This is a genomic window from Crateriforma spongiae (genome assembly GCF_012290005.1).
Taxonomy (GTDB): domain Bacteria; phylum Planctomycetota; class Planctomycetia; order Pirellulales; family Pirellulaceae; genus Crateriforma; species Crateriforma spongiae.
The window spans coordinates 147,954-162,814 of sequence record NZ_JAAXMS010000006.1; the positions used below are offsets into that span (position 1 = coordinate 147,954).

Below are 14,861 nucleotides of genomic sequence, written 5' to 3' on the forward strand. Positions count from 1 at the left end.
GTAAAAGGTCTGAACGGACCGACGTGGCGGCATGTTCGTTCATTCACCACCCGACGGGCCGGACGCATTCAGCGGGAATCCGTTCTTCGGGGCGGACGTCTCCAATGGCGTTGTCGATCCGCCGGCGACTGACCATACTGCCTCAAGTGAGGAACGAGCGTTTCCGACGCTCCTTGTACGAATTCTTTTGATACCGCTGTTTGCCCATTCCATTCGCCCCGGTTTGATTCGCCGCAGCATCGCTTTGGTGTTGTTGTTGGTGTTGGGCGGTGCGCTGTCGGGTTGCCTTTTTGTTCCGGTTTCTCCGAAATCCTCACCCCGGTCTTCGGACCAACGTTTTCCCTGTGAAGCCTGTCCCTGTGGTTGTTCGACCGCCGAGTTTTGTTGGGACAAGTGTTGTTGTTTCAATGACGAAGAAAAGCTGCGGTGGGCCGACGAAAACGGGGTAACACCACCGCCGTTTTTGGTCCGTCGGGTTGCCCAGCGACGGGCCGAATTGGCTGACTCGACGGTGGTTCCCAAGTCTGGCGAGTCCTGTTGTTGCTGTGGATCGAAATCCAGCGGCGACGATTCCCGGTGCACGGCCGCGATCGATGATGACAACGATGCAACCCGCATCGTGTTGTGGTGGAAGGCCGCTGAATGTCGCGGGTTGTCGTGGCTTTGGACGTTCATGGCCGATTTAGGCAGTGATCCTCCCACGATGACTAGGTCGGACGTCGCATTAGTCTATTGGATGACTTTGTCCGATCAGTCCGCCGAATCGATCATTCATCTACCTGATCCGCCGGTTCCCTGGTGTTGATTTGCCGCGTCCGGCGTTGATCGCCGGGCTTTCTGTTTCGCAAATCCCGATCCCATGCAAACGCGTTTTTCGACGTGTGGGCTTGATACAGGTGCGCGCCGTTGTCCGCGGTGCCAGACGCCTGACACACCAATACCGCTTCCATGTCGCGGTCACGGCGATCGCTCGTTCCTCACAACAACGCGTGAGTTGCCGCCGTCGGCATGGAGGCGTCCTTTGGGACGGCCAGTCAACGGGAATCATCGATCCGTCTGCCGCGTTTTCGCACGCGGTTGTTGACGCGATTGCTGCGCGCCCCTGCCGGTCAGATCCGATCCTTCACAAAACAATTCAACTGATAAGCACAGAGAGATTCATCCTTGTACTCCTATCACCCGCCCGTTTTCCGGCGTGGCCGCCCGGCGTTTACGTTGGTCGAACTACTGGTCGTCATTGCGATCATTGGAATCCTGGTTTCCTTGTTGTTGCCAGCCGTCCAGTCGGCCCGCGAAGCGGCGCGGCGGATGAGCTGCAGCAACAACATGAAGCAGATCGTCTTGGCGATGCACAATTACGAAAGTGCCTACAAACGCTTGCCTGCCAACTACACGACCGGAACCGGAATATCCGGGAACTTTTCGGTCTTCGCCCAGATGGCATCGTTCTATGAACAAGGGAACGTTCTGGACTTGATCGACTTCGGACGCCCGCTTCACGTGGGATGTTGTCCCGGAACCTTGGTCGCGCCACACGACCAGGCGGCTCAAACCCCGATCAGCCTGCTGACTTGTCCCAGTGAAAGTGTGGATCGTGTTTACGACGTCACCACGCTTTCCGGGTCCGGGCCGGTCCAACAGTATTCCGGAACCAACTATGCCATGAACTTTGGCACCGGCGTCGGGACCAAGTACGACACCCGCGTGCCCACCGACGGGATTCTGTGGATCGATGCCAACGTGGGTTTCGAATCCATCACCGATGGGCTCAGTAACACTGCCGCGTTTTCCGAGTCGCTGTTGGGGGTCAGCCAGCAGAGTCCTGCGGCGCCGACCAACGACTATCAGCGGCGCCGAACGATGATGAATGTCCGCTGTGACTTCATCGACCGTTCGCGATCGCCATCGAGTCCGGGGATGAAAGGTTACCAGTTGCCCGACGACCCCGACGAATTGGAAGACTTCACGCAGGGCAGTTCGCTGTTTCGCGGCTGGTCCGGACAACGCGGTGCAGGCTGGATCAATGGACGCGAATATTGGACCGGTTATTCGCATTACCACCCGCCGCAAAGTGGGATCCCCGACATGCAGTCATGTGGTTGGGGCGTCTTCGCGGCACGCAGCAACCATCCCGGCGGCGTTCACGTCGCTTTGTGTGATGGCAGCGTGCGTTTCGCCAGCGAAAGTATCGACCTGGAAACATGGCGTTCGGTTGGATCCAGGAACGACCATCGCAGCATCGAAGCGTGGTGACCCGCTGGGGGTACCAAATCGCATTCACTTCATTCAATCAAATCATCCATCGAAAGACAAAATCATTCCATGTTGAAATCACTTACCCGCACCATTTTCATCATCACGGTATTCTTCGGCTTGTTCGGAAAATCGGAGACGTCGGCTCACGACACATGGCTGCAAACCAACACGCCGATCGTTCGAAACGGCCAGCCCCTGAACGTCGAACTGTGTTTGGGAAATCACGGAAACGGGCATCGCGATTTTCTGTTGGCCAGCCAAGTCACCTTGGACTGGACCACCACACGATGGCATCAGCCCGACGGGGCGAACGTTGACCTGAATGACACCATGCATTCGACATCGTCGGCGGAAAAGCAAGGCGTTTGGCGAACCACGGTGTCACCCAAATCTTCGGGCGTTCATGCTTTCACCCAAACGCTGGACAAGGTGCTGAACCACGGTCGCCCGATCCGCAGCCAACGTACCGCCAAGACGTATGTGGCCGTGGGACCGATGCTGGATTCGATCACGCTGGACGACCGACCACATCAGAAACCTTTCGGCTGGGCGTTCGAAGTGGTACTGGATAGCTGTCCGTTTCGTGAAGTGGTTGCCGGGGAACCACTGACGGCAAAGGTGCTGTTGCATCATCAGCCGTTGGCCGATTGTCGGGTCAGCCTGATTCCCGAAGGCGGCCAGCTTGCCGAAAACTTTGATCCCCGGTACGAAGCCGACACCGATGATCAGGGAAACGTGACACTGGTGCCGCCAAAACCAGGTCGATACTTATTGGTCGCCCACCATACGGCGTCCGATGAAAAATCAGATGAGTATGATTTCACCAGCTATGCCACGACGGTCACGCTACACGTGCCGGCGGGGCGTCCGTGGGTGGCTGTCGAATAAGAACGTCTTGATGACACAGTGTGTTAGATTCGTCGGTCGGTAGGCTTCAAAAGCCGGCCGGCGAATCGATGACGGTCGCGGCCACTTCGTCCTTGTTGGGACACCGCAGCACATCGATTTGGTCGGAACCAGGATCGAACCGAATCAGGTCACGTTCGGCGAACGCATGAAGCCAAGACTCCATGGGCCAAACATCCCACTTGCGGCGGAATCGTTCGGCGTTGGAAACGATCTGGCTGAAGTGATTCAGCGGTGGCTTGCAGACCGGATGGTGCTGGTGAAATGCGACAGCCGCAACAAAACCGAATGGCACACCGGCGCGTCTTGCCGTGAAGGCAAAATCGGTGTCTTCGCCACCATAGCCTTCGTACCCGGTATCAAATCCGCCGATCGTTTCGAAGGCTTCGCGACTGATCCCAAAGCACAAAGACCAAAACCGGTGATAGTCCTGCGACGGCTGTCTGTCCGTTATCAGTTTCGGTTGCAAGGGATGACGCACCGACAGCGGCATCAAGTCGTTCATCGTCCAATGATCGGTTGTCGCGCCCTTGGGTAGGTAGCGAACATCGCCCATCCATAGACCACCGGCCTGTTGAACGGTGTCGACCATCGCTGGAAACAATGTGGGCGATGCGATGCAATCGACGTCCAAAAACACCATCGTTTCGGTGCTGCAACGGTCCGCCGCCCGGTTGCGGGCTTCGGCCAGCGGCAAACGTTCGCCGTCGCCATTGACGCGATCGATCACGACATCGACGCCGGGGATGCTCGGCGGATCCACGTCCTCATCCATGCCGACGATGATCCACTGGTCCGGCTTGCGATGAGATTCGGTGATGCTGCGGCCTTGATTCCATAAATGGTTTCGACGACCACGGACGATCGTCATCACGCTGAAGGACATGGTGACGTTTCCGTTTGTGAACGTTTTTGTTTAGCGGCCCATTGTGCTGTTGATGTCAGATAGCTGGCCGCCTGTTGCGCCCCGTCCTCTTGAAAAACGCGATCCCATTGGCTGGTGTCCAGCCGGCGGGCCCGATCCAGGAGTTTTGGCCAGCTGCCAGCTTCGGGCCAGCGCGACAATCCGACCGCCAAGCCCTCACGGTCGAGTATCCTGGCTTTGCGGATCTGTTCGTCGAAGGGGCGATCCTGGGCAATGGCGATCATCGGTCGCCGATAAGATCCGATTTCCATCACACTGTTGTGCCCCGCCGCGGTGACCACGACATCGGCGTGACGATAGATATCTTGGGGGGATTCTTGCCAGCCAAGAAAGCTTAGGTTTGCCGGACCGGCCGGGTGGTGTTCGTCGTCATCCAGTCCGATCACCAGCCACTGAAAATCGGGGCACTCGTTCGCTGCGGAACGCAGTGGGGCGTGCGCATCAGCATGTCCTCCCCGTCCAAACATGACGACCACGGTGGGACGTTCATGCTGTGGTATCGTCTGTGGCGCCTTTTCCGGTTCTCGGCGAAAACCGTTCAGATAGATCGTCTTTTGGCGGACCCAGGACGGTGTGATGTCGTCCTCCCAAGATTCCGGAAAAGGTGCCAGCAGTGAAATCGCTGCGGCGTATGCATTGTGATGCGCATCGTCATCACGGCGACCATGTTGGCGGACGACGACTTGTGGGATGGAGGCCAAACGCGTCAGCATCGAAGTTTCTGCCGAAACATCCACGACCATCAAGTCCGGCTTGGCATCTTGCAACCACCCCGTGTATGCGGCGACGCGTGCAGTGATGTTGCTTGTCCACAAAGGAGCGTAATGCAGGGCGGGAACTTCTTGACGATGCCGATAGCCATGATCGGGAACATCATCGATGTCACTGGGAAGGTCCATCACATCGATCAAGTGTTTGCCCGACCACGCGGCATCGCCACATCGACTGGTGATGACCGTGCAATCGCAATCCAGATGACGCATGATTGCTTCGGCCCGATGTTTGTGGCCCAATCCGTGATAGTGGACATAAAAGCCGACATGAGGACGGTTCATGCTGCCGCCTCCAAACGATGACGTGCGTACAACGATTCGTACTGGTCGACCATGCGTTGGAACCCGAAACGTTTCTGGGCGATACGCCGGCAAGCCAACCCGTTGATGTCGATGCACTGTAAAGCGGCACGTGCAAGGTCCGATGAATCACCGGGGCATGCCAATCGACCGACCGCGGGAGTGATCAGTTCGGGCAATGCACCGCGTGCAAACCCTGCGACGGGGGTTCCGCAAGCCAAGGCTTCGGCCACCACTAAACCGAAGGGTTCGTCCCAGCATGGTGTGACCAATGCCACCGCGGATCGGCTGAGTAAGCCGCACAATTCTTCATGGGTCAAGTGGCCGTGATAGCAATCGGTGTCCTGCAGTCGCGGTTGAATCTCGTGGTCGAAGTATTCGGAATCCGCAACCGGTCCGGCGATGTCGATGGGTAACCCTGCCGCGTGTGCCGCATCAATTGCGTGGTGGGGCCCCTTGTCCGCCAGGATGCGACCAAACCATATGGCACGACGCTGTTTCGGCTGATGACACTTCTTCCAAAACGATGTGTCGACGCCGTTGTAGATAATGGTTTGTTGGCTGATGCAAGATCTCCATCGTTCGGCGTTGGCATTGGAGATGTTGACGAATGCGCCACTGTTGTCACTGCCGCGATCCGCAAGTTCGTCGACCATTCGGGGCAACGGTGGCGTGTGCAGCGTGGTGATCATCGGCATCGGTAACGTCGACGCGAAAGCTAACGGCAACGGGCTGAGGGTGTGGTTATGAATCACGTCAAAATTGCTTGCCGCCAGACCGGCCATCAGAGAAGCATAGGCTTCGTTCTCCACCGACTCGATCCATTCATGATGAACACGCTGTAGGCGACGCTTTGAATCGGCAACCGTCGCACGCTTAATGATGGAGACCAAAGGTAGGGTTGGGTCCGAATCGCCACTGGCAAACAAAGTGACGTCATGACCACGCTTGGTCAGTGAATGTACGAATGAATCCGTGAACGTTTCCAAACCGCCGGCGAATGGCTTCGCAATGGGATGCTTCAGGTGCCCGATGATTCCGATTTTCACTGTGATGTCATCCGATAGTTCAAAATTTATGTCAAACGTCCGTGTGCTTGTTGGCTCTTCCTGGCAAGGACGTCGATTGGCAATTGCTGTGCCAGACGCAAATTTTTAACCGGGGCAATGGGAAGCCCCGCGGTTCCTTCGCATCGTGCGATCACCAAACCGTTGGTCCTTGCCGAACGTTCCACGCGATCAATGTTTCCGGTCCAATGCCGGATTCGATACGCAATGCGATACAGTGAATTCCGGAAGGATGAGTTTCGTTCAGACCGTTGCATGGGAATTGATTGATGGTGGACCAGGGCGGTATGAGATTCGCAAAGAGATTTGCAAACCTACGCACAGCATTGCGGTGGTGACTTGGACGTCGGAAAACCGGCGGGCGGTGCGGACAGGAGACTGGCTGCAATTTCGACACCGTTTTGATGACCGATTTTCGACCCATGCGGATTTGATGAGCCCGAATTGATGCTGCGTGATGAACGTCGAACCGCGAATCAACGCAAGCCAAAGCGACGGGAATCAAGCGAGTTCGGTTATGCGGCTTTGTTGAAGGTGGCCGTACCCTTGGCGGCAACCGTTGGCTGTTTTTCGATCACGCTTTTTACCGATCGGACGTTGTTGATGTGGTATGAACCCACGTCGTCCGCAGCGTCGGTGGCGGCGGGAAATCTTTATTGGGCAGTGGCCTGCATTCCCGTAAGCGCAATGGGGTATGTCACGCCTTTGGTGGCGATGCAGATGGGGCGGCGAGATCGACGTCTGGCAAACATCCAGATCTGGTCGCTGATCTGGCAATGCATTTGGATGGCTGCCGCCAGTGTGCCGGTCTTTATGATGATCGGATGGGCCAGTCCGATTTTGTTTCAAGCGTTTGACCACGAACCGGCGCTCGCAAAAGCGGAAGCCGGATACTTTCGCATTCTATTGTGGATTGCCCCTGCATCGATGTTAGAAGCCGGGCTGACGGCATTCTTCGTGGGGCGGCGTATCACGCGACCGATTCTGCGGATGAATCTATTTTCCGCAGCGGTGAATGTGGGTTTGGATGTTTGGCTGATCTTCGGAGGCCTCGGTGTTCCGGCGATGGGAGTCCGCGGCGCGGCGCTCGCGACTGTCTTGGCGATGTGGCTAAAGGTTGCCGGTTTCGCAACGCTAATGACACGTTTGCGATCCTTCGCACGGTATCGAACCGTTGCATGGAAGCCGGATTTGTCGGTGGCCACCAAAATCGTGGGACCTGGATCTGCTTTAGGCGTTCAGCAGTTGATCCGGTCGGCGTTGTTCAGTTTCATCTTGCTGGTCATTGGTGCCGCGTCGGTCAATGGGTTGGCGGCAACGTCCGCAACGCTTTCTTTGTATCAATTGTTATCAATTCCGGTCATTGGGCTGGCAACTGCCGTGACAGTGGTCACTGGTCAAGCCTTCGCCGGACATGGACGTGAAGTCGCCTCGCAGGTGATCCGGCGTGGCCTGGTCTTGGGTCTGACAACGGCGGGGATCATCAGCGTGTTGTTGATGTTCGCAACGGACCCTTTGCTTCAAATCCCGCTGCGCGGCGTCGACGAAGGCAGAAAGGACCAGATTTATCAGATCGCCAGCGTGCTGATGATCTATGCAGCGGTATATGGGATCGCCGATATCGTTGGGTTGCTGTTGGGAGCGGCGGCCAAAGGACTCGGACGGACGACTATCATCCTGGCAGCCACCGCTGGTTCCGGGATCGCAGTCGTCGCCATAGCGTGGTGGATTCGCCCGCATGACGAAACCGCGGTGTCGTTCTGGTGGTCCGCTTTGGTGATTTGGGCCGTGTTGCAGGCCGGATGGATTGGACTGCATTTACGCCGCTTGGCGAATCGATAAGTTTTCGACCAACGGCCGGTCTGGGAATTTAAGACCGGCCGGTTGGTTTGGACATGCTTAAGAAGTAGGACGGCCGGCCAAGCTCTGGTCGCGTGCTACCGCGTCAGGTACCGACAGTTGTGATGTGCAATGCGGACACCGAGTCGCACGATAGGCGATCTTGGTTCGACAGAAGTCACATTTCTTTTCAGCCGGTTCGCCCGGTGGCGGCGTGTCGCCGAACGCTTCATCCAGTTCTTCGTCGACGCGGTTGGCGATGCGGATGATCAGGAACATCGCCAAGGCAATGATGAACAATGCCAGGCAATTGTTCAAAAAGACGCCGTAGTTGATCGTCACTGCGCCGACGTTTTGCGCGGCAGCCAATGTCTGGAACCCGCCCTCGGGACGCTCCACGCCGTCGGGCAGGTTCAGAACAAAGAACAGATCGGAAAAGTCAGCATTGCCGGACACCAATCCGATCGGCGGCATCAAAATATCATTGACTAGCGATTTGACCACCGTGGTGAACGCCGCACCAACGGTGAAACCAATCGCGAGGTCAACGACGTTGCCGCGCAATGCGAACTTCTTGAAGTCTTCGATAAATTTCATGCGATCGGAATCGGTTCCTCGGCGGGAGCATCCAATCGTGACTTCACGCCTTCGGCAAAATCGGGATGAACCTTTTCAAACTGTTCCAGCATGGCGTTCCGGATACGTTCGGGGCTATCAAGCATCGAGTTTGAAATTGCCGTGCACAAACGTTCGCGTGCACCTTCGTCCAAAACCTTTTCCCAAAAGATCTTGGGCTGGCCATAGTAGTCCTTGTCGTCACAGGGAAATTCGTCGTAACGATCGCCGTCTCCATGGACGGGCATCGGCGGTTCATTTCGTCGGCCAGTTTCCTTGGGGCCGTCCATCGTGTTCGGTTCATAGTCGACCGAACCGCCGCCATTGCCATCGACTCGCATGGTGCCATCACGATGGTAGGTCGCATACGGACAACGCGGTTGGTTGACGGGAATTTGGTGATAATTCACGCCCATTCGATAGCGGTGTGCATCGGGATAGCTGAGCACGCGGTTCTGTAACATTCGGTCTGGGCTAAGGCCGATGCCATCGACCAGATTGCCCGGTTCAAATGCCGCCTGTTCGACGTCTTGAAAATAGTTCGACGGGTTGCGGTTCAATTCAAAAGTGCCGACTTCGATCAAAGGATAATCGTCATGAGGCCAGACTTTGGTCAGGTCAAAGGGGTGCCAGTGATAGTCGGCCGCGTCGGATTCCGGCATCACTTGGATGCACATTTTCCACTGTGGGAAGTCGCCGTTTTCAATCGCGTCATGCAGGTCGCGTGTGGAATAGTCCGGAGCCTTACCCGCCATGGCGATCGCTTCATCGTCGCTGAAGTTTTCGATGCCCTGTTGAGTTTTGAAGTGGAATTTGACCCAATGACGTACGCCATCGGCGTTGTACATGCTGAAGGTGTGGCTTCCATAACCGTTCATGAAACGTGCGCTTTTCGGCGTGCCACGATCGCTGTACAGAAACATCACCTGATGAAGAGCTTCGGGAACCTGCCCCCAAAAATCCCAGCGTCGCCAGTGGGGTTGCAAATGGGTTTGCGGATGTCGTTTTTGTGTGCGAATGAAATCACTGAACTTCAACGGATCGCGAATGAAGAAGATCGGTGTGTTGTTACCGACCAAGTCCCACACGCCCTGGTCTGTATAGAACTTCAACGCAAAGCCGCGTGGATCACGCGCGGTATCGGCGGAACCGCTTTCACCGCCCACGGTGGAAAATCGCGCGAACGTCTCGGTCTTCTTGCCGACCTTGCTGAACAAATCCGCCATGCAGTATTCGGTGATGTCGTTGGTCACGGTGAAGGTACCGAAAGCGCCGTAGCCCTTCGCGTGAACCACCCGCTCGGGAATGCGTTCGCGGTTAAAGTGAGCCATCTTTTCAACCAGATGGACATCTTGCATCAGCATGGCACCGCGTGGACCCGCGGTTTGTGAGTGCTGGTTGTCGTCGACGGGACGACCGAACTGTTGGGTTTGGTAGGGGCACTGCGGTTTAGGATCGGACATGTTCTGTACTTGAAAATCGGTGTGTGAATTGGCCGGAGATATTCACAAAGGCCATGAAAAAAGTGCGATCACCGGCGCGTGACCGCACTAAGAAAATATCGGGGTGTGGGACGTTTCTTATCCCACGCGTCCGCGTCGACCGAACAGCAAGCTGATCACAAACAGGACCAGAAAGACGACGAACAGGACTTGAGCGATGGTGGAGGCTCCGCCTGCAATTCCGCCGAAACCTAACAAGCCCGCGACTAGAGCGATGATGAAAAAGACGGCTGCCCAGTAAAGCATCGGATTCTCCCAGTGTGGAATGGTTGGACGTTCGGGCCGCGAAACGATGCGAGGCCCAAGCGATTTCACTGGGATTGGGAAAGCACGCTGCGTGCCATTTCGAAAATTGACCGCAATCAGCGATGATTTGCAGGCATGGGGCCGGCGATTGGTCGATCAGCGATCAATGTCGTCCAATCGTAGGTCGGCGCCCCCGTCAGCACCGATTACCAAGTTTTTAGCCAGCGGAAATTGATGCGACCGGCTCTCTAAGAAGTGCATCAGATAGCCGGCCGTGTTGGGAAACACGATATGGTCTCCGATACCGACGCCGCTGGGAAAACGGAACTTTCGCCAAGATAAGAGCTCCGATTCCATACAGTATGCGCCCACCAGATAGCCTTCCACGGCCGTTCGTGCTTCGCGATTGGATGGGATCAGCAGTGGATCGACCAAGAAGTCGTCGCTGGTCGTGCGGCACTGGGTGCGATTCATCGACAAGCCCAGCAGCCGGCGTCCACGTGTGTCTTGCTTTTGAAATTCAATTCGTGCAATCGTGATCCCGCATCCGTCCAACAGGCTGCGTCCGGGTTCACATCGCAACTGCAGTCCGTTTTCTTTCAAAGCCTGAGCCACGGTTTGGCGGCCCACATTGGAATCCAGGACGGTCGCCAACCAAGTCGCTCGGGTCTGACTTTGGTAATACGGATACATCGACTGTGGTGGACCGACATCGGCCTGGTGGACAGAGCGAGAAAGCGGATTCCGGTTGTAAGTCACTTCATCGGTTCGCCCGCGGAGTGATTCGGCATGCTGGTCCCAGAAATGATCCCACTGATCCTGGTGTTTCAGATAACACACCGGCAGTCCACCACCCATATCGATGAAGCGGGGATGATGGCCGGCGGTCCGCAAGCGTTTGGCCCAACGGATGGATTCGCCGATGGCGGTGACGCGTTGATGCGGATCGTAACCGTCCAGATGAAAATGCAGGCCAATGATTCGAATACGATCATCCACTGGAATCTCGGACAGGTTGCGGTCACGTTCACAATCGAATCCGAATCGCGATTCCAGTCGCCGGGTTCCGTGCAGAAACCCGCTCAGCCGCAACGCTACGATGGCTTGCTTTTGGTGAGTGGTCGCCAGGCAGCGAACACGTTCAAATTCGTCATGGTTGTCGATTGCGATGCAGATCTTGTTGTCCATGCATCGCCGGATCAGAGATTCCGATTTCACCGCGGCGGTGCAGATCACATCGGCGGGCGGCAGATTTCGATCGAGCGTCTGTTCCAACTCGATTTCGCTGGCCGTATCGACGCCGATCCCCAGTTGATGTGCTTGATCGACGAACGACAAACACTTGTTGGCTTTGCGTGCAAAGAAGATGCGAAAGTCAACCTGACGCTCCGCCGCGATCTGATTCAATTCGGCGACGTTTTCGGCCATCCGGTGCGGATTCAACACGTTGACGGGTGACCCGTGCGGCTCAATCCGCTGACGAAATTCCGCCGCACTTAAGAACTGAACCATCCACGGTTCGATGCGTCCGGACAACGGCGGGACGCCTTGGCAGTATCGATCAAACGTTGGATCGTTGTCAGGCGATGTCGTTTGTTCCGTGATGGTTTCAGTGGGTGTGGGCATGCAACCGGCTGGCGATGGTTTGGGACCAAGATTCGATCTGGTCGTGTAGTGTACGCGACAGAGTATCGTTGCCCAGGATCCAGCCTTCGGTGGCGCGACCAAAGATCGCCAGGCCGTCGGGCGAATTCACCGCCGCACCGTCGCGATGGATACGGATGCCGCCGGTTTCTTCGTCTTGGTGAAGGTGGCCTTGTTGCAGCAACGATCGAACGGGACCCGATTGATTGGCTTGGCTGGGGCCGGCGATGACTGCATCGATCACCGAGTCAACGCCCACCGGTGGTTCAGTTTCTTCGGCGATGCGGACATGACGCGATTTGATCAAACGCACCATCTTGGCCACGCTTCGAGCCGGTGGTCCGAACGCGATCTTTTCCATTTCCATCGCCACTTTATGGAACGTCTGATATTGTCCTGGTTCCAGTCCGCCAAAGCTGACCAGTTGCACCAATTGCGGATACAGACGACGCCAAGTTTCACCAATCGCATAGGCTTCGTTGATCGGACGCTTGGCATACGACACACAAACCGATTGAAACATGTGATGTTGTGCCGACGCCGCGTCCATTCGGTATCGTGACCAGCCGCGATACCAGTGGTCGATGTCGCAGGCGGAGCAATCTTGACCACTGGCCGACATCAATCCGGCAGCGGCGTCGGTCAGGATGGGCCAAAGGTGTTGATTGAATCGAATCTCTCCACGCTGTTTTTGCAATGCCGACAGTGCCGCTTGGAATGGCTGATAGAAAGTTCGATCGACCGGTTCCACCTTGCGAGTCGGTTTCGCCAACATGGGACGTCCTGATCGACTGTGCAGCGAAATCTGTTCGGGCTCCAACATGCTGGGGATATAGCTGGGCAGAAATCCGTTGTCCAAGAATTTTCCGCCGCGGCCTTCGGTCAGGCTAAGGACTGCATCAATCGCCGTCAGACCAAATCCGCGGACGGCAACACGGCTGCCGGCCGGGATGCAGCTTCGGCAAAGCGAGTCTTGCACCGGATAGACAAAGCGAACAGGCGTGTGGTCATCTGTCGGTGGCAAGTCCACGTTGGCACGCAGGCCTTCGTGACCGGTTGCCAGAACAACCTCGTCAAAATTCCACCAACGCCCCTGCGACTTGATTTCCCAACGTTCACCATCGTGCCTCACGTCCGCGACTTTCGACTGGCGGTGTCGGAACACCGCAACGGCCTGAAGCCTTCGGCGAATGCGGACAAAAGCGTCGTGCAAGTATTCGCCGACCAGAGCGCGTGGAATGTAGGAATCCGCTTGGGCGTATTGCGGTGCGTTTTCAGCCAACCACTGCAGCAGCGATGGGCCTCGCAGCGATTTGCCATCGGTGTCCGCGTCGCTGGCAGTGCCGCCAGAGCGGTTCCAAACATCGATGTGTTCGGTGGCAAAGTTCATCTTCAACGAAGCGGGCTGGTCGGGCGAATAGATTACACCGGCGCCGGGGCATTCAGCGGGTTCGAACACGGTGACTTCGGTTCGTGCCAGATCTTCATTCGTCAAATGACGTGACAACGCATCCAAACAATGCAATCCACGAGGACCGCATCCGACGATTGCAATTCGGTACGGCTGACGCTGCGGGATCGTGGGGACGCCCCAACCGATGGTGCCAACGCTGGGTGCAATGCTCATGCTAAAACCTCATCTGAAACGGCGAAATCCGCCTGGGTTACCATTTGATGTAGTCGCTCCGGTGCAATTCCAAGTGCGGACTGGACCCACTGGTCGTTGAACACCGTGTCCAGGTAACGCGTGCCCGAATCGTGCAGGATTCCGACACAGCGTTTTCCGGCTAATTCGTTTTTCATCGTGGCGACCGTCGCAAGTACACCGCCAGATGATCCGCCCACCAGCATGGCTTCGCGTCTCGCAGCGACTCGGCAGCCGATCACACATTGCAAATCGGTCACGCGACGCACTTGGTCAAAGGATTGGCCTGCCGCCAATGCCGGGATCTTGCCCGCCCCCATGCCTGGAATTTTTCGTGGACCGGGTGATCCACCGAACAACACGCTGTTGATCGAATCGACGGCGATGACGTCCACTTTGCGACCGCGTTGACGTAGAAAATCGCGACATCCGCGAGCGGTTCCGGTGCTGCTGGTCGCTACCAACAACACGTCAAATTCGCCGGATAACGCACGGTCAATCTCCGCGATCGTGCCGTGGAAGTGAGCCAGTGGGTTGGCTGGATTGGCGTATTGGTTTGGCCAATACGCATTGGCGTGTCGCTGAAGCAAATCCTGAACGCGCGACAAGCGTGCTGTCAGAAAGTCGCCGTCGATCGGCCGCGTCACGGTTTCAATCTCGCCACCCAAGGCACGGATGATCGACAGATTGTTGACCTGTGCACGAGGGTCGACCACGCAAATGAAACGCAATCCGTGATAGGCACAAGCTTGGGCTAAACCAATGCCCATGTTGCCGGAGGATGATTCGATGATCACCGTTTGTTGATCAATCCTGCCGTCATCCAAGGCTTGTTGCAGCATCCGCTTGGCGGGACGGTCTTTCGCGCTGCCGCCCGGATTCAACGCTTCGACTTTGACCAACAGATCGATATCGGCGTCCGGCAGAAAACGATCAAGGCGAATCAGCGGCGTCGATCCGATCGCGTCTAACACGCCATCGCATACCGAAGTGACCGCTGATCGACCGGTCGGAATGGCCCAGGGGCCAAACCGCGGGAGCGTGGTGGGGTTGATCAGCATAGGTGTATCAAGATCGGTCAACGCCGTCGGGCAAACGCCCGTTCAATGGTTCGTCGCTAGGGCATCGAAAGTGATGCAACGC

General features: G+C 56.6%; 14 protein-coding genes. 5 read left to right on the top strand and 9 right to left on the bottom strand.

Annotated features, from left to right (window positions below; all coding sequences use genetic code 11):
* The first annotated feature begins 31 nt into the window (after nucleotides 1-31).
* The 3 genes from HFP54_RS17035 (at nucleotide 32) to HFP54_RS17045 (ending at nucleotide 3,144) form a co-directional block, all read left to right on the top strand.
* Entirely contained in the window at nucleotides 32-805 is a 774-nt protein-coding gene (locus tag HFP54_RS17035; protein WP_168566078.1) for a hypothetical protein, read from the top strand.
* 359 nt (nucleotides 806-1,164) lie between these two features.
* Nucleotides 1,165-2,253, top strand: coding sequence for a DUF1559 domain-containing protein (locus HFP54_RS17040; RefSeq protein WP_168566079.1), 1,089 nt, complete (start codon nucleotides 1,165-1,167; stop codon nucleotides 2,251-2,253).
* Nucleotides 2,254-2,322: 69 nt separating this feature from the next.
* Nucleotides 2,323-3,144 (top strand): DUF4198 domain-containing protein, encoded by an 822-nt coding sequence (locus HFP54_RS17045; RefSeq protein ID WP_168566080.1) that lies wholly within the window; start codon nucleotides 2,323-2,325, stop codon nucleotides 3,142-3,144.
* Between the two features lie 46 nt (nucleotides 3,145-3,190).
* On the opposite strand, the gene HFP54_RS17050 is transcribed toward HFP54_RS17045, so the two are convergent.
* Genes HFP54_RS17050 through HFP54_RS17060 form a run of 3 tightly spaced genes read right to left on the bottom strand, consistent with a single transcriptional unit; the run spans nucleotide 3,191 to nucleotide 6,209 of the window.
* A complete protein-coding gene (locus tag HFP54_RS17050; RefSeq protein ID WP_168566081.1) occupies nucleotides 3,191-4,048 on the bottom strand; it encodes a glycosyltransferase family 2 protein in 858 nt (285 codons plus the stop codon).
* Complete coding sequence (locus HFP54_RS17055) at nucleotides 4,033-5,142, bottom strand: glycosyltransferase (protein ID WP_168566082.1); 1,110 nt, start codon at nucleotides 5,140-5,142, stop codon at nucleotides 4,033-4,035. The genes HFP54_RS17050 and HFP54_RS17055 overlap by 16 nt, the downstream gene beginning before the upstream one ends.
* The gene (locus HFP54_RS17060) at nucleotides 5,139-6,209 is read right to left on the bottom strand and encodes a glycosyltransferase family 4 protein (RefSeq protein WP_168566083.1); all 1,071 of its coding nucleotides are present in this window, start codon (nucleotides 6,207-6,209) and stop codon (nucleotides 5,139-5,141) included. The genes HFP54_RS17055 and HFP54_RS17060 overlap by 4 nt, the downstream gene beginning before the upstream one ends.
* A 250-nt stretch (nucleotides 6,210-6,459) precedes the next feature.
* On the opposite strand from HFP54_RS17060, the gene HFP54_RS17065 reads away from it, so the two are divergent.
* Together HFP54_RS17065 and HFP54_RS17070 are read left to right on the top strand one after the other, a co-directional pair.
* Complete coding sequence (locus tag HFP54_RS17065; RefSeq protein WP_168566084.1) at nucleotides 6,460-6,675, top strand: hypothetical protein; 216 nt, start codon at nucleotides 6,460-6,462, stop codon at nucleotides 6,673-6,675.
* Nucleotides 6,675-8,069: an MATE family efflux transporter gene (locus HFP54_RS17070; protein ID WP_168566085.1), complete on the top strand. Its 1,395-nt coding sequence runs from the start codon at nucleotides 6,675-6,677 to the stop codon at nucleotides 8,067-8,069. Before HFP54_RS17065 ends, HFP54_RS17070 begins: the two co-directional genes overlap by 1 nt.
* A gap of 57 nt (nucleotides 8,070-8,126) precedes the next feature.
* Here HFP54_RS17070 and mscL read toward each other — a convergent pair whose 3' ends face one another.
* From mscL to sbnA, 6 genes are all read right to left on the bottom strand, one after another.
* Nucleotides 8,127-8,663 (bottom strand): large conductance mechanosensitive channel protein MscL, encoded by a 537-nt coding sequence (gene mscL / locus HFP54_RS17075; protein ID WP_168566086.1) that lies wholly within the window; start codon nucleotides 8,661-8,663, stop codon nucleotides 8,127-8,129.
* Nucleotides 8,660-10,144: a catalase gene (locus HFP54_RS17080; protein ID WP_168566087.1), complete on the bottom strand. Its 1,485-nt coding sequence runs from the start codon at nucleotides 10,142-10,144 to the stop codon at nucleotides 8,660-8,662. The genes mscL and HFP54_RS17080 overlap by 4 nt, the downstream gene beginning before the upstream one ends.
* 117 nt (nucleotides 10,145-10,261) lie before the next feature.
* Nucleotides 10,262-10,429: a DUF1328 domain-containing protein gene (locus HFP54_RS17085; protein WP_145296155.1), complete on the bottom strand. Its 168-nt coding sequence runs from the start codon at nucleotides 10,427-10,429 to the stop codon at nucleotides 10,262-10,264.
* A 156-nt stretch (nucleotides 10,430-10,585) separates the two neighbouring features.
* Nucleotides 10,586-12,055, bottom strand: coding sequence for a Y4yA family PLP-dependent enzyme (locus tag HFP54_RS17090; RefSeq protein ID WP_235951980.1), 1,470 nt, complete (start codon nucleotides 12,053-12,055; stop codon nucleotides 10,586-10,588).
* On the bottom strand, nucleotides 12,039-13,700 hold the full coding sequence (locus tag HFP54_RS17095; protein WP_168566088.1) for an FAD/NAD(P)-binding protein: 1,662 nt from the start codon (nucleotides 13,698-13,700) through the stop codon (nucleotides 12,039-12,041). Before HFP54_RS17095 ends, HFP54_RS17090 begins: the two co-directional genes overlap by 17 nt.
* A complete protein-coding gene (sbnA, locus tag HFP54_RS17100) occupies nucleotides 13,697-14,779 on the bottom strand; it encodes a 2,3-diaminopropionate biosynthesis protein SbnA (protein WP_168566089.1) in 1,083 nt (360 codons plus the stop codon). Before sbnA ends, HFP54_RS17095 begins: the two co-directional genes overlap by 4 nt.
* Nucleotides 14,780-14,861 lie beyond the last annotated feature (82 nt).

What these genes read in the sequence shown, in the direction of transcription:
- HFP54_RS17035 (WP_168566078.1), top strand. Translation starts at nt 32, where the DNA reads ATGTTCGTTCATTCACCACCCGACGGGCCGGACGCATTCAGCGGGAAT.
- HFP54_RS17045 (WP_168566080.1), top strand. Translation starts at nt 2,323, where the DNA reads ATGTTGAAATCACTTACCCGCACCATTTTCATCATCACGGTATTCTTC.
- HFP54_RS17050 (WP_168566081.1), bottom strand. Translation starts at nt 4,048, where the DNA reads ATGTCCTTCAGCGTGATGACGATCGTCCGTGGTCGTCGAAACCATTTA.
- HFP54_RS17055 (WP_168566082.1), bottom strand. Translation starts at nt 5,142, where the DNA reads ATGAACCGTCCTCATGTCGGCTTTTATGTCCACTATCACGGATTGGGC.
- HFP54_RS17065 (WP_168566084.1), top strand. Translation starts at nt 6,460, where the DNA reads ATGAGTTTCGTTCAGACCGTTGCATGGGAATTGATTGATGGTGGACCA.
- HFP54_RS17070 (WP_168566085.1), top strand. Translation starts at nt 6,675, where the DNA reads ATGCTGCGTGATGAACGTCGAACCGCGAATCAACGCAAGCCAAAGCGA.
- mscL (WP_168566086.1), bottom strand. Translation starts at nt 8,663, where the DNA reads ATGAAATTTATCGAAGACTTCAAGAAGTTCGCATTGCGCGGCAACGTC.
- HFP54_RS17080 (WP_168566087.1), bottom strand. Translation starts at nt 10,144, where the DNA reads ATGTCCGATCCTAAACCGCAGTGCCCCTACCAAACCCAACAGTTCGGT.
- HFP54_RS17085 (WP_145296155.1), bottom strand. Translation starts at nt 10,429, where the DNA reads ATGCTTTACTGGGCAGCCGTCTTTTTCATCATCGCTCTAGTCGCGGGC.
- HFP54_RS17090 (WP_235951980.1), bottom strand. Translation starts at nt 12,055, where the DNA reads ATGCCCACACCCACTGAAACCATCACGGAACAAACGACATCGCCTGAC.
- HFP54_RS17095 (WP_168566088.1), bottom strand. Translation starts at nt 13,700, where the DNA reads ATGAGCATTGCACCCAGCGTTGGCACCATCGGTTGGGGCGTCCCCACG.
- sbnA (WP_168566089.1), bottom strand. Translation starts at nt 14,779, where the DNA reads ATGCTGATCAACCCCACCACGCTCCCGCGGTTTGGCCCCTGGGCCATT.